Annotated in this window: 26 protein-coding genes and 1 pseudogene; 12 read left to right on the forward strand and 15 right to left on the reverse strand. The window is 73.4% G+C overall.

Features of this window, described 5'->3' with window-relative positions; translation table 11 throughout:
* Positions 1 to 105 precede the first annotated feature (105 nt).
* Complete coding sequence (locus tag ADJ73_RS05955) at positions 106 to 588, forward strand: MarR family winged helix-turn-helix transcriptional regulator (protein ID WP_216593678.1); 483 nt, start codon at positions 106 to 108, stop codon at positions 586 to 588.
* A gap of 33 nt (positions 589 to 621) precedes the next feature.
* Here ADJ73_RS05955 and ADJ73_RS05960 read toward each other — a convergent pair whose 3' ends face one another.
* Positions 622 to 1,932, reverse strand: coding sequence for an MFS transporter (locus tag ADJ73_RS05960; RefSeq protein ID WP_050347501.1), 1,311 nt, complete (start codon positions 1,930 to 1,932; stop codon positions 622 to 624).
* A 186-nt stretch (positions 1,933 to 2,118) separates the two neighbouring features.
* Here ADJ73_RS05960 and pcaH point away from each other — a divergent pair, with 186 nt between their 5' ends.
* From pcaH to ADJ73_RS05990, 6 genes are read left to right on the forward strand one after another with little or no spacing between them, the layout of a single operon-like run.
* Positions 2,119 to 2,934, forward strand: a complete 816-nt coding sequence (pcaH, locus tag ADJ73_RS05965; protein WP_050347502.1) for a protocatechuate 3,4-dioxygenase subunit beta — start codon at positions 2,119 to 2,121, stop codon at positions 2,932 to 2,934.
* The gene (gene pcaG / locus ADJ73_RS05970) at positions 2,931 to 3,527 is read left to right on the forward strand and encodes a protocatechuate 3,4-dioxygenase subunit alpha (protein WP_050347503.1); all 597 of its coding nucleotides are present in this window, start codon (positions 2,931 to 2,933) and stop codon (positions 3,525 to 3,527) included. Before pcaH ends, pcaG begins: the two co-directional genes overlap by 4 nt.
* Complete coding sequence (locus ADJ73_RS05975) at positions 3,524 to 4,846, forward strand: lyase family protein (RefSeq protein WP_050347504.1); 1,323 nt, start codon at positions 3,524 to 3,526, stop codon at positions 4,844 to 4,846. The genes pcaG and ADJ73_RS05975 overlap by 4 nt, the downstream gene beginning before the upstream one ends.
* Positions 4,843 to 6,027 carry a bifunctional 3-oxoadipate enol-lactonase/4-carboxymuconolactone decarboxylase PcaDC gene (gene pcaDC / locus ADJ73_RS17810; protein ID WP_082176777.1) on the forward strand — a complete coding sequence of 395 codons (1,185 nt, stop codon included), beginning with the start codon at positions 4,843 to 4,845 and terminating at the stop codon, positions 6,025 to 6,027. Before ADJ73_RS05975 ends, pcaDC begins: the two co-directional genes overlap by 4 nt.
* Positions 6,024 to 6,719 carry a 3-oxoacid CoA-transferase subunit A gene (locus tag ADJ73_RS05985; protein ID WP_050347505.1) on the forward strand — a complete coding sequence of 232 codons (696 nt, stop codon included), beginning with the start codon at positions 6,024 to 6,026 and terminating at the stop codon, positions 6,717 to 6,719. The genes pcaDC and ADJ73_RS05985 overlap by 4 nt, the downstream gene beginning before the upstream one ends.
* A complete protein-coding gene (locus ADJ73_RS05990) occupies positions 6,716 to 7,399 on the forward strand; it encodes a 3-oxoacid CoA-transferase subunit B (RefSeq protein ID WP_050347506.1) in 684 nt (227 codons plus the stop codon). Before ADJ73_RS05985 ends, ADJ73_RS05990 begins: the two co-directional genes overlap by 4 nt.
* A gap of 663 nt (positions 7,400 to 8,062) precedes the next feature.
* On the opposite strand, the gene ADJ73_RS17815 is transcribed toward ADJ73_RS05990, so the two are convergent.
* From ADJ73_RS17815 to ADJ73_RS06005, 4 genes are all read right to left on the reverse strand, one after another.
* Positions 8,063 to 8,380, reverse strand: coding sequence for a helix-turn-helix domain-containing protein (locus ADJ73_RS17815; protein WP_367379598.1), 318 nt, complete (start codon positions 8,378 to 8,380; stop codon positions 8,063 to 8,065).
* Positions 8,381 to 8,562: 182 nt separating this feature from the next.
* Positions 8,563 to 8,955 carry a DUF2237 family protein gene (locus ADJ73_RS05995; protein WP_050347507.1) on the reverse strand — a complete coding sequence of 131 codons (393 nt, stop codon included), beginning with the start codon at positions 8,953 to 8,955 and terminating at the stop codon, positions 8,563 to 8,565.
* A gap of 16 nt (positions 8,956 to 8,971) precedes the next feature.
* Positions 8,972 to 9,784 (reverse strand): FkbM family methyltransferase, encoded by an 813-nt coding sequence (locus tag ADJ73_RS06000; RefSeq protein ID WP_050347508.1) that lies wholly within the window; start codon positions 9,782 to 9,784, stop codon positions 8,972 to 8,974.
* Between the two features lie 3 nt (positions 9,785 to 9,787).
* Entirely contained in the window at positions 9,788 to 10,594 is an 807-nt protein-coding gene (locus ADJ73_RS06005; RefSeq protein ID WP_050347509.1) for an MBL fold metallo-hydrolase, read from the reverse strand.
* A gap of 106 nt (positions 10,595 to 10,700) precedes the next feature.
* Between ADJ73_RS06005 and ADJ73_RS06010 the strand changes: the two genes are divergently transcribed.
* Both ADJ73_RS06010 and ADJ73_RS06015 read left to right on the forward strand, forming a co-directional pair.
* Positions 10,701 to 10,982: a mycoredoxin gene (locus ADJ73_RS06010; RefSeq protein WP_050347510.1), complete on the forward strand. Its 282-nt coding sequence runs from the start codon at positions 10,701 to 10,703 to the stop codon at positions 10,980 to 10,982.
* Positions 10,983 to 11,055: 73 nt separating this feature from the next.
* Positions 11,056 to 11,646 carry a GNAT family N-acetyltransferase gene (locus ADJ73_RS06015; protein WP_050347511.1) on the forward strand — a complete coding sequence of 197 codons (591 nt, stop codon included), beginning with the start codon at positions 11,056 to 11,058 and terminating at the stop codon, positions 11,644 to 11,646.
* Positions 11,647 to 11,666: 20 nt separating this feature from the next.
* On the opposite strand, the gene ADJ73_RS06020 is transcribed toward ADJ73_RS06015, so the two are convergent.
* From ADJ73_RS06020 to ADJ73_RS06030, 3 genes are read right to left on the reverse strand one after another with little or no spacing between them, the layout of a single operon-like run.
* Entirely contained in the window at positions 11,667 to 12,452 is a 786-nt protein-coding gene (locus tag ADJ73_RS06020) for an NAD-dependent epimerase/dehydratase family protein (protein ID WP_050347512.1), read from the reverse strand.
* A 20-nt stretch (positions 12,453 to 12,472) separates the two neighbouring features.
* Entirely contained in the window at positions 12,473 to 13,690 is a 1,218-nt protein-coding gene (locus ADJ73_RS06025) for an MFS transporter (RefSeq protein WP_050347513.1), read from the reverse strand.
* Entirely contained in the window at positions 13,690 to 14,133 is a 444-nt protein-coding gene (locus ADJ73_RS06030) for a MarR family winged helix-turn-helix transcriptional regulator (RefSeq protein WP_050347514.1), read from the reverse strand. Before ADJ73_RS06030 ends, ADJ73_RS06025 begins: the two co-directional genes overlap by 1 nt.
* Before the next feature lie 83 nt (positions 14,134 to 14,216).
* On the opposite strand from ADJ73_RS06030, the gene ADJ73_RS06035 reads away from it, so the two are divergent.
* Positions 14,217 to 15,047 carry a helix-turn-helix domain-containing protein gene (locus ADJ73_RS06035; RefSeq protein WP_082176780.1) on the forward strand — a complete coding sequence of 277 codons (831 nt, stop codon included), beginning with the start codon at positions 14,217 to 14,219 and terminating at the stop codon, positions 15,045 to 15,047.
* A complete protein-coding gene (locus ADJ73_RS06040; RefSeq protein ID WP_050347516.1) occupies positions 15,044 to 15,451 on the forward strand; it encodes a hypothetical protein in 408 nt (135 codons plus the stop codon). Before ADJ73_RS06035 ends, ADJ73_RS06040 begins: the two co-directional genes overlap by 4 nt.
* Positions 15,452 to 15,541: 90 nt before the next feature.
* Here ADJ73_RS06040 and ADJ73_RS06045 read toward each other — a convergent pair whose 3' ends face one another.
* From ADJ73_RS06045 to ADJ73_RS06070, 7 genes and pseudogenes are all read right to left on the reverse strand, one after another.
* On the reverse strand, positions 15,542 to 15,718 hold the full coding sequence (locus tag ADJ73_RS06045; RefSeq protein ID WP_216593679.1) for a DUF6582 domain-containing protein: 177 nt from the start codon (positions 15,716 to 15,718) through the stop codon (positions 15,542 to 15,544).
* Positions 15,715 to 16,794 carry a zinc-dependent alcohol dehydrogenase family protein gene (locus ADJ73_RS06050; RefSeq protein ID WP_050347517.1) on the reverse strand — a complete coding sequence of 360 codons (1,080 nt, stop codon included), beginning with the start codon at positions 16,792 to 16,794 and terminating at the stop codon, positions 15,715 to 15,717. The genes ADJ73_RS06045 and ADJ73_RS06050 overlap by 4 nt, the downstream gene beginning before the upstream one ends.
* Positions 16,795 to 17,020: 226 nt before the next feature.
* The gene (locus ADJ73_RS06055) at positions 17,021 to 18,043 is read right to left on the reverse strand and encodes a DUF2891 family protein (RefSeq protein ID WP_050347518.1); all 1,023 of its coding nucleotides are present in this window, start codon (positions 18,041 to 18,043) and stop codon (positions 17,021 to 17,023) included.
* Positions 18,044 to 18,048: 5 nt separating this feature from the next.
* Positions 18,049 to 18,381, reverse strand: a complete 333-nt coding sequence (locus tag ADJ73_RS17510; RefSeq protein WP_253272710.1) for a 5-oxoproline transporter, DUF979 family subunit — start codon at positions 18,379 to 18,381, stop codon at positions 18,049 to 18,051.
* A gap of 70 nt (positions 18,382 to 18,451) precedes the next feature.
* Positions 18,452 to 18,934, reverse strand: a pseudogene (locus ADJ73_RS17515) (5-oxoproline transporter, DUF979 family subunit); the annotation flags it as partial.
* On the reverse strand, positions 18,931 to 19,677 hold the full coding sequence (locus ADJ73_RS06065) for a DUF969 domain-containing protein (RefSeq protein WP_082176781.1): 747 nt from the start codon (positions 19,675 to 19,677) through the stop codon (positions 18,931 to 18,933). The gene ADJ73_RS06065 and the pseudogene ADJ73_RS17515, both read right to left, overlap by 4 nt.
* Before the next feature lie 143 nt (positions 19,678 to 19,820).
* On the reverse strand, positions 19,821 to 20,525 hold the full coding sequence (locus tag ADJ73_RS06070) for a GntR family transcriptional regulator (protein WP_050347519.1): 705 nt from the start codon (positions 20,523 to 20,525) through the stop codon (positions 19,821 to 19,823).
* Between the two features lie 190 nt (positions 20,526 to 20,715).
* Here ADJ73_RS06070 and ADJ73_RS06075 point away from each other — a divergent pair, with 190 nt between their 5' ends.
* Positions 20,716 to 21,633, forward strand: a complete 918-nt coding sequence (locus ADJ73_RS06075; RefSeq protein WP_050347520.1) for an SDR family oxidoreductase — start codon at positions 20,716 to 20,718, stop codon at positions 21,631 to 21,633.
* The last annotated feature ends 18 nt before the right edge of the window (positions 21,634 to 21,651 follow it).

The following is a 21,651-nucleotide window of genomic DNA, read 5'->3' on the forward strand; positions in this document are numbered from 1 at the left end:
GATCATCCTAGAATAGCAGGTTTCCTGATAATGGCACGTGTGCGAGGTCGGCACAAGGGGCGGGCGCGATCCGGGGTCGCGGGCCTCATGCGGTTCAATGTCGGGGTGACCGACCGTGACCACGACGACACCCGCCCGTCGGGGATGCCCGCCGGCACGCCGTCACTGCTGTATGTCGTCAAGCAGCTGGAGCTGTCGACCCGGGCCCACCTCGACGCCCTGCTCCGCGACGCGGGGGTGACGGCGCTGCAGTACACCGCGCTCACCGTGCTCGAGCGCCGCTCCGGCATGACCTCCGCGGACCTGGCCCGGCACTCCTTCGTGCGGGCCCAGTCCGCGGCGGACCTCGTGGCGGGGCTCGAGCGGCGCGGGCTGATCCGGCGCGACCCCGACCCCGCCAACCGGCGCCGGCGGCTGATCAGCCTCACCGAGTCGGGGCGAGAGCTGCTGCGGGAGCAGGCCGAGCAGGTCGCCGAGCTGGAGGCGTGGATGGTCAGGGACCTCGACGAGGCGCAGCGGGAGGCCTTCGCCGAGGCGCTGGCGTCGTGCCGCGCGGCGATGCGGCTGCGCCCGCTCGACGCCGACTGACCCTGCGGCGCGTCGCCGGAGGGCGCCGGCGCGTCAGCGGGGGGTGCTGACGCGCAGCGTCTTGGAGCCCAGCATCGCCAGCGCACCGACCAGCCCCACCGCACCGAAGATGAAGAACCCGGCCGGGTAGGCGAGCCCCCGCTCGAGCAGGAAGCCGCCGAGCAGCGGCCCCGAGATGCCGCCCAGCCGCCCCACGCCCGCGGACATGCCGAGCGCCGTCGCCCGCACCGCCGGCGGGTAGTTGCTCGAGGTGAAGGCGTAGACCAGCACCTGCGAGCTGAAGACGAAGAAGCCGGTCAGGAAGATCAGGACGTACATCCCCAGCAGCGGCAGGCGGATCGTCAGCGCCGCGAGGAAGCAGGCCGCCGCGAGGAACCACAGGATCGCGGCCGACCGCGGGGTGATGCGGTCGCCGATGCGGCCGCCGACGAGCAGCCCCGCGATGGCGCCGACGTTGAGGACGAGCAGCATCCCGAGGGCGTTGCCGAGGTCATAGCTGGCCTTGGCCATGATCTGCGGCAGCCAGGTGTTGAGGCCGTAGACGAGCAGCAGCCCCATGAAGGAGGCGACGAAGATCGCCAGCGTGTTGCGGGCGAAGTCCCCCTGCAGGAGCAGCCGCAGCCCGCGCTGGTCGGTGGCCGGGTGCGTGGGCGAGGGGTCGCCGAACTCGCGCACCTCGTCGGTCGCCCGCTCGACGTGCAGCCCGTGGTGCCGGGCGACCGCCTCGGCCTCCTCGTGCCGCCCCATCGACTCGAGGTAGGACGGGGACTCGGGCAGCGAGCGCCACATCAGCGGCAGGATGACCAGCGCGGGGATGATCGCGACGACGAACATCGCCTGCCAGCCGAACCGCGACACCAGCACGATCGCCAGGGCGGCGGTGGCCACGGCGCCGACGTGGTAGCCGGTCATCACGGTGGTGGTGGCGTTGGAGGTGCGGTCCCGGTGGGAGAACTCCCCGACCATCGCGATCGCGGTGGGCAGGCAGCCGCCGAGCCCGATGCCGGCGAGGAAGCGCAGCACCATGAAGGTGCCGAGGTTGGGGGCGAAGATCGCGAGGAAGGTGAAGAGGCTGAAGGCCGCCACCGATCCCATGAGCACGCGCCGCCGACCGAGCCGGTCGGTGAGCAGGCCCAGGCAGAGGCCGCCGACCACCATGCCGACCAGGCCGAGGGTGGCGGTGGCCGTGGCGCCCGCCGTGGTGATGCCCCACTCCTTGCGCTTGAGCAGGGTGGGGATGACGGTGCCCAGCACGACGGCGTCGTAGCCGTCCATGAGGACCGCGGACCAGCACAGGGGTGCGACGTGCCCGGGCGATCCGAGCGGGGTGCGGATGGTGGCCATGAAGGAACCTCTTCGTTCTCCAGGTGTGGCACGAGTCAGACAAGCAGCCATTGATACAGGTTTCCTGTCATATGGCAAGAGATATGGCAAGACGGAGGTGCAGGTATTCGTTCGGCATGCGAACACTGGTGCAAATACCGAACACACTATAGCCTCGACCCAATGGGCCGCCCGAGAGGAGTGACGATGACGTCCGACCAGGAGACGTTCGACCAGAGCGCGGTGATCGACAGCGACTCGGCCACCAGCACGCAGGCCGACATCAGCGCCCAGATGGAGCAGATCCACGCGGGCTACGACCGGTCCCGCCGCGAGACGCAGCCGCGGCTCGACTTCCCGCCATACCGCTCCAGCGTGCTGCGGCACCCGACCAAGGCGCTGCACCGGGTGGACCCCGAGGAGATCGAGCTGTGGGCGCCCGCCTTCGGGGAGCGCGACGTGCACGCCCTCGAGGCGGACCTGACCATCCAGGACGGCGGCGAGCCGATCGGCGAGCGCATCGTCGTGACCGGACGCGTCCTCGACGGTGAGGGACGACCCGTGCGCCACCAGCTCGTCGAGATCTGGCAGGCCAACGCGGCGGGCCGCTACGTGCACAAGCGGGACCAGCACCCGGCGCCGCTCGACCCGCACTTCACGGGGGTGGGGCGGTGCCTCACCGACGGCGACGGCACCTACCGCTTCACGACGATCAAGCCCGGCCCCTACCCGTGGAAGAACCACCACAACGCCTGGCGCCCGGCCCACATCCACTTCTCGCTCTTCGGCACGGACTTCACCCAGCGCATGGTCACCCAGATGTACTTCCCGGGGGACCCGCTCTTCGCCCTCGACCCGATCTACCAGTCGATCGTCGACCAGGAGGCCCGCGACCGGCTGGTGGCCCGCTACGACCACGACGTGACCCAGCACGAGTGGTGCACCGGGTACCGCTGGGACATCGTGCTCACCGGCAGCCGCCGCACGCTCCTGGAGTCCGACGTCGAAGGAGACCAGCGATGACCCGCCTCGTCCCGACCCCCGGCCAGACCGTCGGCCCGTTCTACGGCTTCGCGCTGCCGGTCGAGCATGGCCACGAGATCGTCGCCCCCTCCCACCCCCGCGCGGTCCGGCTGCACGGCACCGTCTACGACGGCCAGGGCACGCCGATCCCCGACGCGCTCCTGGAGCTCTGGCAGGCCGACGAGCAGGGCCGGATCAGCCAGGAGCACGGGTCCCTGACCCGCGACGGGTGGACCTTCACCGGCTTCGCGCGGGTGGCCGTGGACAACGTCGGGCGCTACAGCGTGACGACCGTCGAGCCCGGCCCGACGACGCCGGGGCGGCCACCGTTCATCGCGGTCACGGTCTTCGCCCGCGGCCTGCTCAACCGGCTGCTGACCCGCGCCTACCTGCCGGACTCCGAGGGGCTGCAGGACGACCCGCTGCTCGCGTCGCTGTCGGAGGCGGAGCGCGAGACGCTGGTGTGCCGCCGCGAGGAGGACGGCTCGCTGCGCTTCGACATCCGCCTGCAGGGGGAGGGCGAGACGGTCTTCCTGGCCTTCGACGACGGCTTCACCGCCGGGCCGGGAGGCTCCGGAGGGCCCGCCTCGTGACCCCGCCCGTCGCCGGCGACCTCGGCCTGCTCGCGCCTGTGTGGGCGGGCACGCCGGTCGCCGACCGCACCGACGACCGAGCGGTGGTCCAGCGCCTCCTCGACGTCGAGCATGCCTGGCTGGCGGTCTGCGTCGAGGTCGGGCTGGCCCCCGAGGCCGCGCTCGAGGGCCTTGACCAGGGCGCCGGGGTCTTCGCCGCGGAGTCGTATGACGGTCCCTCGCTCGCCCGCCGCTGCCCGATGGGCGGCAACCCGCTCATCCCGCTGCTGGCCGACCTGCGCCAGCAGCTCGGGGACCACCCGGCCGCCTCCCAGGTCCACGCAGGCGCCACCAGCCAGGACGTGCTGGACACCGCCCTGATGCTCCTCGCCGCCGACGTCCTCGACGCGGCCCTGCCGGAGCTGGACGCGGCGCTGGCGGCCCTGGTCGACCTCGCCGAGCGGCACCGCGACACGATCGCCGTGGCGCGCTCGCTCGGCCAGCCTTCGCTGCCCACGACCTTCGGGCTCCGGGCGGCCGGGTGGCTGGCCGGCCTGTCCGCGGCGACCGACGAGCTGGCGCGGGCGCGGGCCGCGCTGCCGCTGCAGTGGGGCGGGGCCGCCGGCACCCGCGCCAACCTGGTGACCCGGCTCGCGAGCGCGGGGTTGACCGTGACTGCCGACGAGGGCACGGCCCTCCTCGCCGGACGCCTCGCCCTGCGCGACGTGCCGCCCTGGCACACCGACCGCCAGGTGGTCCTGCGCCTGGCCACGGCCGTGGCGGGCGTCCTGGCCGCGCTCGGGACCATCGCCGCCGACGTCGTCACCGCCTCCCGCCCGGAGATCGGCGAGCTGCGCGAGCCGGCCGCCCCGGGCCGCGGCGGCTCCTCCGCGATGCCCCACAAGCGCAACCCGGTGCTGTCGGTGCTGCTGCGCTCGGCGGCGCTGCAGGCTCCCGGACTGCTGGCCACCGTGGCGCTCGCGGCCGGCTCCGCCGTCGACGAACGCCCCGACGGCGCCTGGCACGCCGAGTGGTCCACGGTGCGGGACCTGCTGCGCCTCCTCGGGGGCGCCGCCCCCAAGGCCGCCGAGCTGCTCGGCGGGCTCGAGGTGGACCCCGCGGCGCTGCGCGCCAACCTCGACCGGGCGCTGCCCGACCTCCTGTCCGAGAAGCGCGCCGCGCTGCCGCCCGGGCAGCGGGACCAGCCCGACGCGCTCGGCGCGCCGGAGGACTACCTCGGGCAGGCCCACGAGCTGACCGACCGGATCCTGCGGGAGCACCGCGCCCGCGCGGCCGAGCGCCCCGCCCGCCCAGCACCAGACAGGAGACAGCACCCGTGATCCCCACCGTGGCCGCCACGCAGCTGAGCGAACCCGGACCCCCTGACGCCCCCAAGCCGCTGCTCGTGCTCGGCTCGTCGCTCGGCGTCGCCGTCGAGACCCTGTGGGCCCGCGTGGTCCCGGGGGTGGCCGACCGCTTCCACGTGGTCGGGTGGGACCTGCCCGGCCACGGCCGCAGCCCCGTCCCCACCGAGGGGTTCACCGTGGCCGAGCTCGCCGACGCGGTCGTCGACCTCGTCCGGCGGGTCCGTCCCGGCGGGGGACCCGCCTACTACGCGGGCGTCAGCCTGGGCGGCGCCACCGGTCTGCAGGTCGCGGTGGACCACCCCGGCACCTTCGCCGGGACGCTCATGGTCTGCTCCGCCGCCGCCCTCGGCGAGCCGCAGGCGTGGCACGACCGCGCCGCCACCGTCCGCAGCCAGGGCACCGCCGTCCTGGTCGAGGGCTCGGCCGCCCGGTGGTTCGCCCCCGGCTTCCTCGACCGCGAGCCGCAGACCGCCTCCCGCCTGCTCCACGAGCTGTCCCACGACGTCAGCGACGAGGGGTATGCCGCGTGCTGCGAGGCGCTCGCGGCATACGACCTGACCGGCCGGCTCGACGAGGTGCGCGACCCGCTGGTGGTGCTCAACGGGGGGGACGACCAGGTCGCGCCGCCCTCCGCGGCGCAGGTCATCGCCGACGCCGTGCCCGACGCGCGCGCCGTGGTGCTCGACGGGGTCGCCCACCAGGCGCCCGTGGAGGACCCGGCCGGGACCACCCGGACGCTGCTCGACGCGTTCGCCGGCGGCGCCGTGGCACAGGATTCCTACGACGCGGGGATGGCGGTGCGCCGGGAGGTGCTCGGCGACGCCCACGTGGACCGGGCGGTCGCGCGCACCGACGACCTGACCCGCGACTTCCAGGAGCTCATCACCCGCTACGCCTGGGGGTCGGTGTGGACCCGTCCCGGCCTGGACCGGGTGACCCGCAGCGCCATCACCATCACCGCCCTGGTGGCGGGGCACCACCACGACGAGCTCGCGATGCACGTCCGCGCGGCGATGCGCAACGGCATGACCCGCGAGCAGCTCTCGGAGGTGCTGCTGCAGAGCGCGATCTACTGCTCCGTGCCGTCGGCCAACACGGCCTTCCAGATCGCGCAGCGCACCCTGGCCCAGATCGACGAGGAGGAGGTCCGATGAGCGGGTTGCACGTGGCGGCGGACGTCGACGAGGCGGTCGGCGTCGTCCAGGACGGTGACACCGTGCTGATCGGCGGCTTCGGCATCGCGGGCCAGCCCGTGGAGCTGATCGAGGCGCTGATCCGCAGCGGGGCCTCGGGCCTCACGGTCGTCAACAACAACGCCGGCAACGGCGACGAGGGCCTCGCGGCGCTGATCCGCAACGGCCAGGTCGCCAAGATGATCTGCTCCTTCCCCCGGCAGAGCGACTCGTGGCACTTCGACGAGGCCTACCGCGCCGGGCGGGTCGAGCTGGAGGTCGTGCCCCAGGGCACGCTCGCCGAGCGGATCCGCGCCGGGGGCGCCGGCATCGGCGGCTTCTTCACCCCGACGGGCTACGGCACGCTCCTCGCCGAGGGCAAGGAGACGCGGGTCATCGACGGGCGGGGGTACGTCCTCGAGGCGCCGATCCGCGGGGACGTGGCGCTGGTGAAGGCGCTGCGCAGCGACGGGGTCGGCAACCTCGTCTACCGCAAGACCGCCCGCAACTTCGGGCCGGTGATGTGCACTGCGGTGACCCGCAGCGTGGTGCAGGTCGAGGAGCTCGTCTCTGTGGGCGCGCTCGACCCCGAGGTGATCGTGACGCCGGGGATCTTCGTGGACACCGTGGTGCCGGTGCGCACCGCCAGCAGCGACAAGGACGGACGGCGATGAGCGAGCGACCGGGCACCAGCGCCACGGCCACCCTGGGCAACGGCGGTGCCCTGGGCAAGGAGGAGCTCGCGGCCCTGGTGGCCCGCGACATCGAGCCGGGGTCCTTCGTCAACCTCGGGATCGGGCAGCCGACCCTGATCAGCGACTACCTGAGCGACGAGCAGCAGATCACCCTGCACACCGAGAACGGCATGCTCGGCATGGGTCCCCAGGCGCGGGGCGAAGACGTGGACGTCGACCTCATCAACGCCGGCAAGATCCCGGTCACCGAGCTGGCCGGGGCGTCCTACTTCCACCACGCCGACAGCTTCGCCATGATGCGCGGCGGGCACCTGGACGTGTGCGTGATGGGGGCCTTCCAGGTGTCGGCGGCCGGCGACCTGGCCAACTGGCACACGGGGGCCGCGGACGCCATACCGGCGGTCGGCGGGGCGATGGACCTCGCGATCGGCGCCAAGCAGACCTGGGTGATGATGTCGCTCTTCGCCAAGGACGGCAGCGCCAAGATCGTGCCGGAGCTGACCTACCCGGTCACCGGGCTGGGCTGCGTGAAGCGGGTCTACACCAGCGAGGCGGTCTTCCTGATCGAGGAGCGCGGTGTGGTGGTGCGCGAGGTGCACGGGACCACGGTGGACGAGCTTCGCGACCGGCTGGACGTGCCGCTGGTCGACGCGACCTGACGCCCGATGATGGCGCCGACGCACCCGTGGACGGTGAAGTAGCTCGCCTCCGTCACGGCGAGCGACGCCAGCTCGTGGTGGCTGCCGAGGGCCTCCAGGCCGATGCGCGCCCGGATCAGCAACGGCTCGACCTCCTCCACCCGGCCGGCCTTGAGGCGCTCGTCCGCGGCGGAGCGCGCGAACCTGGCCCACTGGCGCAGGCTCACGCGGGGCCGCAGCGAGCGCTCGGCCTCCTCGTGCAGCGCCAGGGCGCGCTGGACCTGCCCGCGCTCGAAGGCGAGGTTGCCGAGGGTCCAGGCGACCGGCCCGCGCACCGCGGGGTCGGTGCTGCGCTCCAGCCCGGCCTCCAGCTGCGCGACCAGGCGCTCGTCAGGGGTGGGGAGCGCCGCGAGGACGCACACCAGCGCGGCCGCCTGCACGGGGTCCTCGGCGGGCCGTTCGCCGATCACCGCCAGGGCGCGCTGGGCCAGGACCAGGGCGTCGGCCCGGTCGTCCGCGAGCCGGTGCGCCCGCGACGCGACCAGGCACGCCTGGGCCTGCAGGTCGGGCCGGTCCGCCGTCCACGGGTGGTCGGCGATGGCCTCGGCCAGGTGCGCCGCCGCGTCGAAGTTGGAGCGGTCCAGCTCGGCCTCGGCCTGCACCATCGACAGCTGCCACCACGCCTCAGGCAGGCCCAGGGCGGCCGCGAGGCCGGCGCCGGCGCCGGAGGCCTCCAGGGCCACGGGCACGACACCCATCCGCCACGCCCGGACCGAGCGCTGCACCAGCACCTCCAGCACGGCCCCCGCCTCGGGGCAGGCGTCCACCACGGGCGGGAACCCGGCGGCCCCCCACCACTGCCCCGGTCAGCGTCCCCCGCTCCCGACCCAGCCGGCGCTCGCAGTGCTCGACGACCCAGGTCGTGGGCTCCCGCCGGCCGGACTCCAGGTGGGAGACGTAGCTGACCGAGAGCTGGTCCCCCGCCAGCTCGGCCTGGGACATGCCGCAGGCCGTGCGGGCCTTGCGCAGGCGTTCGCCGAAGGTCACCAGCCACCTCCTCCTCGACCGGAAGGGCGACGCTCGACCTCCGGGGGTGCACCTGGGTGACGTAGCCGGCCCGCCGTGGGTTGGGCTCGGCGCCGCCAGCAGCCCTGCTCGCACCCGCGATCGGGCGCGGCTCGTCGTCAGCTGTCGAGCGAGCTCAGGTCGCCGGGCACGTCCACCGCGTAGGTCCGCAGCACGTCCAGCGGGACGATCGACAGGACCGCCGCGTTGGTCGCGGCCAGCCGGACCGGGGCGGCGACCCCCGCCTCGTGCGCCAGCCACCAGTTGCGCGCCGTCACGCACCACGGGTCCCCGGGCCGCAGCCCCGGGAAGCCGTAGGTCGGCCGGGGCGTGGACAGGTCGTTGCCGATGAGCTGCTGGTGGTGCAGGAACTCGCTGGTCATCACGGCGCAGATGGAGTGGTGCCCCAGGTCCTCCGGGCCGATCGTGCAGCAGCCGTCGCGCCAGAAGCCGGTCAGCGGGTCCAGGCCGCACTCCTCCAGCTCACCGCCGAGGACGTTGCGCTGCGCCATACGGCCAGTATGCCGGTCACGCGGTGACGGCACCGCGTCGGCGCAGCTCGTCCGTGGCGATCCGCGCGACGCCGACCTGGTCGTAGACCTCGGCCGCGACGAGCGCGAGGTGGCGCAGCTGCTCGTCGTCGAGGAGGTCGAGCCGGGTGAGGTCGCGGACGTAGAGGACGTCCGCCTCGACGAGCTGGCGGGCGCGCCCCTCGTCGGGGTCGGCCCACTCGTGGGGGGCGAGCGGCCAGGTCTTGGTGGTGACGAATCCCTGTGGCACGAAACCCTGCCCGCGCAGCTCGAGGTCGACCTCGGCGAAGGTCGGCTGGCCGCGGTAGAGCCGGTGGAAGCCGACCTCGACCTGCAGGCTCGTCGTGGCCGCCAGGGTCTCGCGGGCCGCCTGGAAGATCATCAGCTCGGCGCCCTGCACGTCGATCTTGAGGTGGTCGACGACCCCCAGGTCGGGGACGTCGTCGAGGCGGGTTGTGGTCACCGGGAGACGCTCGACGACCTGCGCCATACGCGGGAAGTCGGTGAGCAGCGCCAGCTGCGCCGGGTCGGGTTCGAAGATGCTCGAGAACCCCGACCACGCGCAGACGTGCAGCGTGTGCTCCCGGCCGTCGCCGACGGCGTGGGGCAGGTAGCGCTCGAGGTCCCCGGCGGCCTGCTGGAGCCGCCGCCACGCCTCCGGCTGCGGCTCGAAACCGGTGACCCGGCAGCGGCCGGCCCGCAGCATGGCGAGGTAGGGGGCCTCGTCCTCCAGCGGGTTGGCGCCGATGTCGACCACCTCGGTGAGCCGCCGCGGCGCGAGGATCCGTCGCAGGTCGTGGGTGTCGCGCATCGGTCAGGGCACCAGCGAGACGGTCTGGCCGCGCTCGACCAGCCGCAGGTCCCCAGGGAGCCCGTCGCGGGCGAACCGGCGCTCGAAGTCTGCACGGGGGGAACGGAAGACGCCGTAGTCGTCGAAGTGCACCGGGACCGTGACCGCCGGCCGGACCGCCTGCACGAGCCGGGCGCCCTGCCGGTCGTCCATCGTGACGAGCATGCCGAGGATGCGGGTGCCGCCGAGGTGGATCACCATCGCGTCCAGGGGGCCGCACCGGTCCACGACCGCGCGCAGCGACCGTCGGTAGAGGGTGTCGCCGGTGATGTAGACCCGGAACGGCCTGCCCGCCCCGTCGTCCAGCTCGAGCACGGACCCCATGACCGGGGGCAGCAGCGCCTGCGCCGGGCCCGGCGCGTGCCGCCCGGGCGTGGCGGTCACGCGCAGCCCGACGCCGTCCCGCTCGAGCGTGTGGGTGGTCCAGCGCCCCATCGCCACCGGGTGGAAGCCCCACCGGTCGAGCCGCCGCGCGGCGTGCGAGGTCGTGAGCACCGGTGCCTCGCGCCGCAGCTCGCGGCGCGCCACCCGGTCGAAGTGGTCGCCGTGCAGGTGCGACAGCACCACTGCGTCCAGGTCCGGCAGGGTCGCGGGGTCACGCGACGGCTCGGTGCGCCGCCTGCTGACCAGTCCCTTGCCCAGGTAGGCCAGCTGGTCCCGGTGCAGGAAGTTGGGGTCGGTCAGCACCGTGAACGGGCCGAGCCGCAGCAACGTCGTGGCGGTGCCGATGAACTCGCAGGTGGCGTCATGGGCGGGGGTCGGCGTGCTCATGGCTCCCATCCTGCGCGCCGCGCGTCCGCCGTGGGGCGCGAGCGGCCGGGGAATTCGGCGCGAGCGGCCGGGGAATCCGGCGCGACCGGCCGGTGTTGCGCTGGCCATGAACGTGCGCGAGATCCTTCCCCCCGGCGTGTCCCTGCCCGAGTCGGGCACCATCACGATGTTCTCCACCACCTGGTGCGGCTACTGCCGCCGGCTCAAGGGCGACCTGGACCGGGCCGGGATCGGCTACACCGAGGTCAACATCGAGGACGCGCCGGCGAGCGCGGAGCTCGTCGAGACCATCAACGGCGGCAACCAGACCGTGCCGACGGTGCTCTTCCCGGACGGCAGCTCGGCGACCAACCCGTCTCTGGCCGAGGTCCGGTCCCGGCTGGGCTGAAACCGGCCAGCCGATGCAGCGCGCAGCCGGCCCTCACCGGGCCGGCTGCGTGGTCGTCTGCCAGGGTGGAGGCATGGCTGGTGACGGGTCGACCTGGACGACGCACCCGCTGACGCCCGCGCGGTTCGAGGACTTCGCCGACGTCATCAACCCCAACCGCCGCGCCACCCACTGCTGGTGCCTGTCACACCGGTTGCGCGCCCGGGACATCGAGGAGCTCGGGGGCGGCGACCGGGAGCAGGCGATGCGCCGCCTCGCGGCCCGCCGCACCCGCCCCGGGGTCGTCACCTACCGCGACGGCGTCCCCGTCGGCTGGTGCCACCTCTCCCCGCGGTCGGAGATCCCCCGCCTGGTGGCGTCCGCGCTGATCCGGCCGGTCGACGACGTCCCCGTCTGGAGCATCATCTGCCTGGTCGTGCGGGGTGGCCACCGCAAGCAGGGCGTCACCGGTCCCCTGATCGAGGGGGCCGTGTCGTATGCCGAGAGCCGGGGCGCCCCCGCCGTCGAGGCCTACCCGGTGGACCCGCCCGGCCGGATGGACACCACGATGGCGTTCGTCGGCACGCGGGCGATGTTCGACCGGGCCGGCTTCGAGGTGGTCGGCACGACGGATGCCGTGGCGTCGCAGCTGCCGCGCCTGGTGATGCGCCGCAGCCTGGCCTGAGGGCGGCCACGGCATACGGCTCAGGAGTCGCGGGGCCAGCTGTCGCGCACGGGCGCGCCGCCCTCGACGACCTCCTCCGGCTCGTCGGTGCGGTCGGTCCACGAGTCCCGCGGCCGGTAGCCGAGGTCGAGCATGGTGTTGGTGAGGTCCCAGCGGCGGTTGGGGTTGTCGGAGATAGCGTAGTAGAGCCCGAACCGGACCTCCGCCTCGATGGCGCACCGGAAGACCTGCTCGCAGTCGTCCTCGCTCAGCCACATGGCGTGCAGCACGTCCTCGTCGGACGCCAGCGGGTCGCCGGTCATCCAGCCGATGCGCAGCGCGATCACGTCGAGCCCGTGCTCGTCGTGGTAGAACCGCCCGAGCGTCTCGCCGAAGACCTTGGACACGCCGTAGAGCGAGTCGGGGCGCGGCAGCTGGTGGGGGTAGACCGGCCACTGCTCGAGCCGGTCGTACATCCCCATGGCGTGGTTGGAGGAGGCGTAGACCACCCGCCGCACCCCGCCCCGGCGGGCCGCCTCGAGGACGTTGCGCAGCCCGACCACGTTGGCGCTCAGCACCTCCTCCCACTCCGCGTCGGGGGAGGCGGCGCCGGCGAGGTGCAGCACCGTGTCGACGCCGTCCATCAGCGCGAGCACCTCGTCGAGGTCCTCCAGGTCGGCGCGCTGCAGCACCCGCTCCTGCTCGTCGTTCTTGGGGGTGCGGCCGTGCTGCACCACCTCGTAGTCGTCGCGCAGCCGGTCGGCGAGCAGCAGCCCGATCCCGCCCGTCGCGCCGGTGATGAGGACACGTCGCTGGTGGCTCGTCATACGGCCCATCCTCGCAAGGATCAGGCGTCGGCGGTGGTGACGACGGCGGCTTCCTGGAGCGAGTGCGGCTGCTCGGCGCCGTGACCGGGCTCGCGGTCGATCGCGTGCAGGAGGTGGCGCTGCGAGCCGAGGAGCAGCACTCCGGCCAGGACCGCACCGGCACCGACGTAGAACGGCAGGTGGGCGTCCACCGCCTCCCCGAGGTGGCCGGCCAGCCACGGTGCGATCGCGCCGCCGGTGAACCGCACGAAGCTGTAGGCGGCCGAGGCGACGGGGCGCTCGACGGGGGCGGCCTTCATGACGGTCTCGGTGATCAGGGTGTTGTTGACGCCGAGGAAGGCGCCGGCCGCGACGACGCACACCACGAGCACCGGCTTGGACCCGGTCCAGACGCCCATGACCACCAGGATCGCTGCGAAGCCGAGCAGCGCCACGAGGATGCCGGCGGTGGTGCCGATGCGCCGCTGCAGCCAGGGAGCCACGGCCACCGAGGTGAGCGCGAGCATCAGGCCCCAGCCGAAGAAGACCAGCCCGACCTGGGTCGCGGGCAGGTCCAGCGGGAAGGGCGTGTAGGCGAGCAGCGTGAAGAAGCCGAAGTTGTACAGGAGTGCGGTCAGCCCCACCGTGAGCAGTGCCGGGTGGCGAAGCGCCTTGAGCGGCGCGGTGATCGAGCTGGGGCGACCGCTCGGCGGGGTGGCCGGGAGCAGCAGCCCGACGCCGAGCAGCGCCACGAGCATGAGCGTCGCGACCCCGAAGAACGGGAACCGCCAGGAGATCCCGCCCAGCGCGCCGCCCAGCAGCGGCCCGGCGGCGATGCCGACCCCGAGGGCGGCCTCGTAGAGCACGATCGCCTGCCCCACCGACCCGCGCGCCGCCGCGGTGATGGTGGCGAGCGCGGTGGCGATGAAGAGGGCGTTGCCGAGGCCCCACACGCCGCGGAAGGCGACGATCCCGTCGATGCCGTTCATGCAGCCGGCGAGGCCGGCGCCGACGATGATGATGGCCAGGCCGGCCATCAGGGTGCGCTTGGCCCCGAACCTGCTAGACACCCAGCCGGTGCCGAGCATCGCGACCCCCATCACCACCATGTAGCTGGTGAACAGCAGCGACACCTGGCTGGGGGAGGCGCCGAGCTCCTCGGCGATGGGCTTGAGGATGGGGTCGACCAGGCCGATGCCCATGAAGGCGATCACGCACGCGAAGGCAACGGTCCAGACGGTCTTGGGTTGGCGCCACATCAGGCGGGGGTCCTCTCGGGGTCGAGTCGTGCGATGAGGTCGTCGAGCACCGCGACGGCGTCGGCCAGCCGGCGCAGCCCCTGCTCGTCGAGCTGCTCCACGACGGGGGCGATGACGGCGGCGCGGGCCCGGCGGGCGGCGTCCAGGGCCTCGCGGCCCGTCGCGGTGAGGGTGACCATCTGGGCGCGGGCGTCCATGGGGTCCGGTGCCCGGGTGGTCCAGCCCGCCGCATCGGTCTTGTTGAGCTGGGCGGTGAGGCTGGGCTGCGACGAGTGGTCGGCGACCGCGAGGGTGCCGACCCGGGCCGGGCCGAGCTGGTCGACCAGCGCGAGCAGCCGCAGCTGGGCCGCGGGGACCGCGAACGACGACCGGTGGCTGGCCCAGCGGTGCAACCGCCCCACGTCCAGCAGCAGGTGGTAGCCGAGGTCGGCGGGGGAGGTCATGGGCGCTACGGTACGAAAATTTATATAGATTGTCTATCTAACTCACCCTCGCCATCACCGGCACCCCTCCCTAGGCTGGGTCCATGCAGGCCGCACGGACCGTGCACCCCGGGCTCCGCGAGCACGTGAGCCGTATGACGGGATACGACCTCCGCCTCGACCCGCGGGCGGTGCACCACGGGCTGCCCGGGCCGAGCGCGACGGTCATCATCAGCTTCGACGAGCCGCTGGACGTGGGGTGGCTGGGGGCGTCGAGCGGGCGGCACTGGATGCTGGCGTCCGGGCTCCACACCCGCCCCGCCCTGATCCGGACGCACGGCGTGCAGCACGGCATACAGCTGGACCTGACCCCGACGGGGTGCCGTGCGCTGCTGGGCATCCCGATGTCCGGGATCGCGCGGGCGCTCGCCGACCTCGCCGACCTGCCGCTCGGGATCCCCGCCGACCTGCACGCCCGGCTGGCGGCCACGACCTCCTGGGAGGGGAGGTTCGCGCTGCTGGAGGGGCACCTGCTGGGGCTGCTCGACCGCGGCGACCGTCGCCAGGCGGCGCCGCCGGCGGACCTGGTGCGGGGCTGGGCGGTGCTGCGCCGCGGCCACGGGCGGGTCCGGGTGGCGGCGCTGGCCGACCACCTGGGGTGGTCCCGGCGGCACCTGGTGACGCGGTTCGCGGGGGAGTTCGGGCTGGCACCGAGCGAGGTCGCGCGGCTGCACCGCTTCGGCGCGGCGCTGGAGCTGGGCCGGGCCGGGCGGCCGTGGGCGGACGTCGCCGTGCGCGCGGGCTACGCCGACCAGGCGCACCTGTCGCGGGAGTTCCGGGCGCTCGGGGGACAGACCCCGACCCAGTGGCGGACCGAGGTGTTCCCCGTCGTTCAAGACGCGCCGGCGGCGGCTGCGGCAGGCTCGACGGCATGAGCACTCCGACCCTCTTCCACAGCATCCACTTCGACGACGCGGACGCGGGCATCGCGTTCCTCGAGGCGCTCGGCTTCCGGCAGCGGGCGCTGCACCGCGACCAGGACGACCCCTCGCTGGTGGTCCACGCGGAGTACTCCTGGCGCGACAACGGCGGCGTCATGGTCGGCTCGGCGCGGCGGGACGTGCCGGACGGCAGCGGCTACCAGCGTCGCGTCGGGGTGGCCACCTGCTACCTCGTGGTCGCGTCGGACGACGAGGTGGACCAGGTCCACGAGTGGGCGCTGGCCGCCGGCGGCGTCTCGCTGATGGCGCCCGCAGACCAGGACTACGGCGGCCGCTCGGCGAGCGTCGCCGACGCCGAGGGCAACCAGTACTCCATCGGGTCCTACGCCGGCGCCTGAGCGCGGCGGGGTGGCGACGCGTCAGCCCTCGTCGGACGCGATGTCGACGTCGTGCCTGCGCGCCGCCGCCTTGATCCGGTCGACCTCGGCCTAGGTGTACTTGTCCGCGTTGCCCTGCTTGTTGATGTAGCTCCACGCGGCGCGCACGTGCCCGGCCGAGTCGATCGGGTACTTCTTGTTGACGGGGTCCGCGAACTCGACGTCGCCATACGTGCGCTCGCCCTCGGCGGGGTCGACGTCGTCGCGGTGGTGGATGGGCTTCGTCATGGACCCATCGTGCCTCGCGCGGGGGTGCCTGGCGCGGGGCGCGGGTCGATGATCGTGATCCCCGCGGGCGCCGCCGAGTCCATGGCGGGCAGCAGCCGGGCCGCCTCGGTCAGGTCCACGACGCGCTCGACGAGGTCCTGCGGCCGCAGGGATCCGCTCTCGATGAGCTCCAGCATCCCCGGGTAGTCGGTGGCCGCCATGCCGTGGCTGCCGAGCAGGTCCAGCTCCCAGGCGATCACGCGGTCCATGGGGATCCGCGGGTGCCCGTCGACCGGCGGCAGCAGACCCACCTGGACGTGACGGCCGCGGCGCCGCAGCGACCGTATGCCGTCCGCCGCTGTCGCCTCGCTCCCCACCGCGTCGACGGCGACGTGCGCGCCGCCGCACAGCGCGTGGACCTGCGCGGGCACGTCGCCACCGGTCGTGGCCCCCGCGAGCACCGTGTGCTCGGCGCCGAGCTCGGCCGCGCGCTCGAGGGCCGCCTGCCCGCGGTCCACCGCGACGACCCGCGCGCCGATCGCCCGGGCGATCATGACGGCGCTCAACCCGACGCCCCCGGCGCCGATCACCGCGACCCACTCGCCGGGCTGCAGCCGCGCCCGAGCCGTCAGGGCGCGGTATGCCGTCGCGAACCTGCACCCCAGCGCCGCCGCCGCGGCCATCGACACCGAGTCGGGCAGCCGGACCAGGTTGGTGTCGGCGGCGTGGAGCACCACCCGCTCGGCGAAGGAGCCCCAGTGCGTGAACCCGGGCTGCTGCTGGTCAGGGCACACCTGGGCCTCGCCGGCCGTGCACCAGGCGCAGCGACCGCACCCGCACACGAACGGCACCGTCACTCGGTCCCCCTCCTGCCACCGCAGCACGCCCTCGCCGACGGCGCTGACGACACCGGCCAGCTCGTGGCCGGGCACGTGCGGGAGGGCGACGTCGTCGTGCCCGGCCCAGGCGTGCCAGTCGCTGCGGCACAACCCGGTGGCGTGGACGTCGACCACGACCCCGCCCGCAGGGGGCGTCGGGTCCGCCACGTCACGCACCTGCAGCGGTCCGGCCAGCTGGTCCATCACGACAGCACGCACGCACGTCCCCTCTCGTCCCGGGCGGATCCGGGTCCGGTCGCGAGTCTAGGGGTGGGGTGTCGGGCGGTGGCCGGGGCGCAGCCGGCCCGAGGCTCGTGGTGGTCGTGCGGGGGTGGCGGCATACGGACCACAACCACCCCCGAGGGTGCAGTTGTGGTCGTCCGCGGGCGGGATACCGACCACAACCACCCCGGAGGGTGCGGTTGTGGTCCGTATGGCGCGCCGCTCAGGCCCCCGCGGTCGCCGCCAGGATCGCGAACGACACCAGCCAGTGCGTGGCCATGAAGTCGCCGGCGACGATGTGGCGCTCGGTGGCTTCGATGTGGCCCTGGGTCACCGTCTGGATGCGCTCCCGCTCGCGCGGGGTCAGGGCCACCGCCACGGACCGCAGCGCCGCCGCGCGGTGCAGCGCCAGCCCGAGCAGGTGGGCGCCCTTGCCGTCGGTGGGGTCGACCACCTCCGGCAGCTGCAGCAGCGGGTGCTCGGCGCACCCCAGCGACGGCAGGAAGGCGTCCAGCCACCGACCGAACTCCTCCGCCGGCAGCACCCGACGCATCAGGTCGGCCTCCGCCAGCGCGGGCGACAGGAAGTCCGAGCCGCCCGGCTCCCATGCCGCCGGGTAGTCCCGGTCCTCCCCGAACCAGAACCGCGCGCGCTCCGCCACCAGCTCCCGCACCGCCTCGACCTGCGGTGACGGCAGCGCTGTGCCGGCGTCGAGCACGAGCCCGAGGCCGAACGTGACGTTGGCGTGCTCCCCGGACCGCACCGGGTAGTGCAGCCGCGGCAGCCAGTCGGAGACGAGCTCGAGCACCACGTCGTAAAGCGGCCGGGTCGTTGCCTCCCACGCGCGGGCCTCGGGCAGCGGGCACTCCCGCGCGGCCGCCGCGAGCATGGCCGCCCACCCCCAGCCGTAGGGCCGCTCGAACCGCGGGTGACGGCGCAGGTAGTCGACCTCGACCGCGACCTTCTCGGGGGTGAGCCGGTCGTCGAGCACCGCGACCAGGCCGTCGCGCGCCTGGTCGTCGAGCTCGACGGTCGCCAGGGTCAGGAGCCGTATGGCGGACCACTGCATGTGGCACGAGGAGTGCCAGTCCAGGCAGCCGTGGAAGGACGGGTGCAGGCGCGTCGGGGTGACGTCGCAGTCCTGCGGCCCGGTGGCGACGTGCGCGGCCGCGTAGGGGTAGGTGCGCGCCAGCACGTCGGGGATGGTCGTGGCCCAGGCCTGGGCGTACTGGCGCTGCCAGCTCATCGGGGTCACCTCGGGAAGCACAGGAGATACATCAGGACGATGTTGCAGAGGAACACGGCGACGGCTGTCGGCAGCTGCGCCTTGATGGGGCCGTACTGGTCCTTGAGCTCCAGCAGCGCCGCCGGCACCAGGTTGAAGTTGGCGGCCATGGGGGTCACGAGGGTGCCGCAGAAGCCGGCGAGCATGCCGATGGCGAAGATCGGCGCGGGCGACCCGTGGAACTGCTGGACCAGCACCGGCCAGCCGACGGCGGCGGTCATGACGGGGAACGCCGCGAAGGCGTTGCCCATGATGATCGTGAAGAGCGCCATCCCGAGGCAGTAGACGATGACCGCCACGAGCAGGAAACCCTTGGGGCAGCACGGCGCCGGTGACCTGACCGACGGCCTTGCCGACACCGGCGGCGGTGAAGAGGATGCCGAGGGTGGCGAGGTACTGCGGCAGGATCGAGGCCCAGCCGATGTGGTCGAGCAGCCGGTCCCCCTCACGCAGCGGGGTCACCGGGTTGGGCACCCGGAAGAGCAGCATCGCCACGCCGACCGCGACGAGGGACGCGACGCCCAGGCCGATGATCGTGGCGGACTTGGTCTCCAGCAGCGGGTGACCGCCGACCTTGACCTTGACCAGCAGGCTGCCGAAGACCACGGCGATGAGCGGGATCAGGAGCGCCGGGAGGAACAACCGCGAGCCGTGCCGGTGGGCGCGCTCGACCTTCTGCTCCTCCGTCGTGGTCTCCCGACCACCCTTGCCGGGGAAGCCGAACCCGGCGAGGACCGCCCAGAATGCCGCCCCGCCCACGCGCTTGCGGTCGGTCGGGTCGGTGAGGCGGATGACCGCCACCGCCGCGAAGAATGCTCCGACCAGCCAGAACAACCACTCGACCTTGATCATCGGGTCACCTCCGCGCGGGTCGCGCCGCCCTGACCTTCGTGACCGTCGTGGGCCTCCCGGGCGTGCTGGCCGTCCTCGGCGGCCATGCGGGCCAGCTGCCGGTCGAACCGCAGCATCCGGAAGCCGTGGATCAGCAGCGCGCAGATCGCGGTCGGGATCGCCCACAGCGCGATGTGCAGCGCGCCCAGCTTGAGGCCGTATGTCGCGTCGACGAACCCGGTGATCAGCAGGATCGACCCGACGGCGACGAAGATGTCCTCACCGAAGAACAGGCCGACGGTGTCCGCGGACGCGGCGAAGGAGCGAATGCGCTCCCGCATGCGCTCGCTGAGCGGGCCGTGGCGACGCTCGGCGGCGGCCTCGGCCATGGGCGCCACGATCGGGCGGACGGCCTGGGCGGGTCCGCCGATGGAGACGAGCCCGAGCGCCGCGGTGCCCTGGCGGATCAACAGGTAGGTCGCGAGGAGCCGGCCCGTGGTGAGGGTGCGCAGCCGGCTGATGAGGCGGCGCGCCTGCTCCTGCAGACCGAAGCTCTCGATGAGCCCGATGACGGGCAGGACGATCACGAAGACGGTCACCGAGCGCGAGCTCGCGAAACCGGTGCCGAAGGACTCGACGATCTTCGTGGGGGACAGGCCGGCGATCAGGCCGGCGGCGATCCCGGCGACCGTCACGACGAGCATCGCGTTGAGTCGCAGGGCGAAGCCGACGACGACGATCACGACGGCGAGGAGCACCCACATGGCAGCACCACCTGGTCGAGGGAGCCGGGACGCGGCCCGGCAGACTCGGCACGGGCGCCACAGTCCGGACCGGACCGGACCCTAACTTTGTTGAACAATCAGGACAAGAGGTGAGACCGACAATTGTCTGACGAATCAGATGTTCACCCGGCTGCGGCAGCCCTGGGCGCCTCTGCGCCCGCCGCCGGGACCGCTCGCGCGAACTCCCCGACGAGGTGCTCCTCGGCCTGCAGCAGGTAGTCCTCGAGCGCCACCGCGACCCGGACCAGCTCGCCGGCCTCCACGAGGCGGGCCAGCTGCTCGTTGTGCTCCACGTAGTGCTCGTGCACCTCCCGGGCCGGGCCCACCACCACGAAGAGCAGCCGCATCTCGGTCAGCACCTGGCGCATTGCCCGGTCCAGCACCGGGTTGTCCGCGAGCGCCACCATGGCCAGGTGGAAGGCGCTGTTGGCGCTGCCCACGGCGCGCCAGTCCTCGGCCGCCGCAGCCTCCCGACCAGCAGTGACGCCGGCCCGGACCCGCTCCACGGCGGCCTGTGGCGGCATACGCGTCGTGGCGAGGCGCACCGCAGCCTCACGGACCGCACCGCACTCGATGACGCGGCGCGCCTGGTAGACCGCACGCGCCTCGGGCACGGTGAGCGCGCGCACGAAGACCCCGCGGTGCGGGCGGTGCTCGACCAGTCGCTCCTCGGCCAGCACCCGGAAGGCCTCGCGCAGGGTGTTGCGGCTCACCCCCAGGCGCCGCCCCAGCCCGACCTCGTCGAGGTGGTCGCCCGGGCGCAGGTGGCCCTCGAAGATCTCGGCGCGCAGGGCGTGCAGGGCGGCTTCGACGGCGATCCCCGCCATGACCTTCCCCTCCGGCTCGGCTCCAACGCGTGTTGAACAATCGTGCCACGGCAGAGGGCGTCCGCGGGGGCAAGTGTGAGACCCCTGCCACGGCGGGTAGGGGGCAGGGAGAGCGACGGCCGGCGCCGCCCCAGCAGGTCGAGCCGGTCGTCGCCGCAACCCCCGCACCAACCACCCCCGAGGAGCGCCGATGTCCCAGGACGCCGACCAGACCACCACCGACCAGCTGACCCTGCAGGACCCCACGAAGCGCTACCCGTCGATCGAGCCGCCGGCCACCCCGCTTCCCGGCACCGGCCTGGACTCGGAGATGACCCCGAAGGCCGACCTGGGGGAGAAGTCCTACCGCGGCACCGGGCGCCTGACCGGGCGCAAGGCGCTCATCACCGGCGGCGACTCCGGCATCGGCGCCGCCACCGCGATCGCCTACGCCCGTGAGGGCGCCGACGTGGTCATCACCTACCTGCCCGAGGAGGAGTCGGACGCCCAGCGGGTCGCCGAGGTCATCACGGCGGAGGGCCGCACCGTGAAGACCATCGCCGGTGACCTGCGGGACAAGGCCTTCGCCGCCACCCTCGTCGAGCAGACCGTCTCCGCGCTCGGCGGTCTGGACATCCTGGTCAACAACGGCGGCAAGCAGGTCGCCACCGACGGGATCGAGGCGATCAGCGACGAGCAGCTCGAGGCCACCTACGACATCAACATCCTGGCGATGTTCCGCCTGGTCCGGGCCGCGCTGCCGCACCTGCAGCCGGGCTCGGCCATCATCAACACCACCTCGATCCAGGCCTACCAGCCGTCCCCGACGCTGATCGACTACGCCTCGACCAAGGCTGCGATCAACAACTTCACCAAGGGCCTGGCCGAGGAGCTGGCCCCCAAGGGGATCCGCGTCAACGCGGTCGCCCCCGGCCCGATCTGGACGCCGCTGCAGCCCTCCGGCGGTCAGCAGCCGCAGGACCTGCCGGAGTTCGGGAAGTCGACGGGGCTCGGCCGCGCCGGCCAGCCCACCGAGCTGGCCCCGGCCTACGTCTTCCTGGCCTCGCCGGAGTCCAGCTACGTCGTCGGCGAGACGCTCAACGTCAACGGCGGGATGCCCACGCCCTGACCGGCGTCACCGCGGGAC

It is taken from the genome of Arsenicicoccus sp. oral taxon 190 (genome assembly GCF_001189535.1).
Taxonomy (GTDB): Bacteria; Actinomycetota; Actinomycetes; order Actinomycetales; family Dermatophilaceae; genus Arsenicicoccus.

Bases quoted from the DNA above. Each gene is read 5' to 3' on its own strand.
- ADJ73_RS05985 (WP_050347505.1), top strand. From the start codon at position 6,024: ATGAGCGGGTTGCACGTGGCGGCGGACGTCGACGAGGCGGTCGGCGTC.
- ADJ73_RS06030 (WP_050347514.1), bottom strand. From the start codon at position 14,133: ATGACCTCCCCCGCCGACCTCGGCTACCACCTGCTGCTGGACGTGGGG.
- ADJ73_RS06065 (WP_082176781.1), bottom strand. From the start codon at position 19,677: ATGTGGGTGCTCCTCGCCGTCGTGATCGTCGTCGTCGGCTTCGCCCTG.
- ADJ73_RS06070 (WP_050347519.1), bottom strand. From the start codon at position 20,525: ATGGCGGGGATCGCCGTCGAAGCCGCCCTGCACGCCCTGCGCGCCGAG.
- ADJ73_RS06055 (WP_050347518.1), bottom strand. From the start codon at position 18,043: ATGAGCTGGCAGCGCCAGTACGCCCAGGCCTGGGCCACGACCATCCCC.
- ADJ73_RS06020 (WP_050347512.1), bottom strand. From the start codon at position 12,452: ATGACGAGCCACCAGCGACGTGTCCTCATCACCGGCGCGACGGGCGGG.
- ADJ73_RS06025 (WP_050347513.1), bottom strand. From the start codon at position 13,690: ATGTGGCGCCAACCCAAGACCGTCTGGACCGTTGCCTTCGCGTGCGTG.
- ADJ73_RS06015 (WP_050347511.1), top strand. From the start codon at position 11,056: ATGGCTGGTGACGGGTCGACCTGGACGACGCACCCGCTGACGCCCGCG.
- ADJ73_RS06035 (WP_082176780.1), top strand. From the start codon at position 14,217: ATGCAGGCCGCACGGACCGTGCACCCCGGGCTCCGCGAGCACGTGAGC.
- ADJ73_RS06040 (WP_050347516.1), top strand. From the start codon at position 15,044: ATGAGCACTCCGACCCTCTTCCACAGCATCCACTTCGACGACGCGGAC.
- ADJ73_RS06010 (WP_050347510.1), top strand. From the start codon at position 10,701: ATGAACGTGCGCGAGATCCTTCCCCCCGGCGTGTCCCTGCCCGAGTCG.
- ADJ73_RS05995 (WP_050347507.1), bottom strand. From the start codon at position 8,955: ATGGCGCAGCGCAACGTCCTCGGCGGTGAGCTGGAGGAGTGCGGCCTG.
- ADJ73_RS06005 (WP_050347509.1), bottom strand. From the start codon at position 10,594: ATGAGCACGCCGACCCCCGCCCATGACGCCACCTGCGAGTTCATCGGC.
- ADJ73_RS17815 (WP_367379598.1), bottom strand. From the start codon at position 8,380: ATGTCCCAGGCCGAGCTGGCGGGGGACCAGCTCTCGGTCAGCTACGTC.
- ADJ73_RS06045 (WP_216593679.1), bottom strand. From the start codon at position 15,718: ATGACGAAGCCCATCCACCACCGCGACGACGTCGACCCCGCCGAGGGC.
- ADJ73_RS06075 (WP_050347520.1), top strand. From the start codon at position 20,716: ATGTCCCAGGACGCCGACCAGACCACCACCGACCAGCTGACCCTGCAG.
- pcaH (WP_050347502.1), top strand. From the start codon at position 2,119: ATGACGTCCGACCAGGAGACGTTCGACCAGAGCGCGGTGATCGACAGC.
- ADJ73_RS06000 (WP_050347508.1), bottom strand. From the start codon at position 9,784: ATGCGCGACACCCACGACCTGCGACGGATCCTCGCGCCGCGGCGGCTC.
- ADJ73_RS05990 (WP_050347506.1), top strand. From the start codon at position 6,716: ATGAGCGAGCGACCGGGCACCAGCGCCACGGCCACCCTGGGCAACGGC.
- pcaG (WP_050347503.1), top strand. From the start codon at position 2,931: ATGACCCGCCTCGTCCCGACCCCCGGCCAGACCGTCGGCCCGTTCTAC.
- ADJ73_RS05960 (WP_050347501.1), bottom strand. From the start codon at position 1,932: ATGGCCACCATCCGCACCCCGCTCGGATCGCCCGGGCACGTCGCACCC.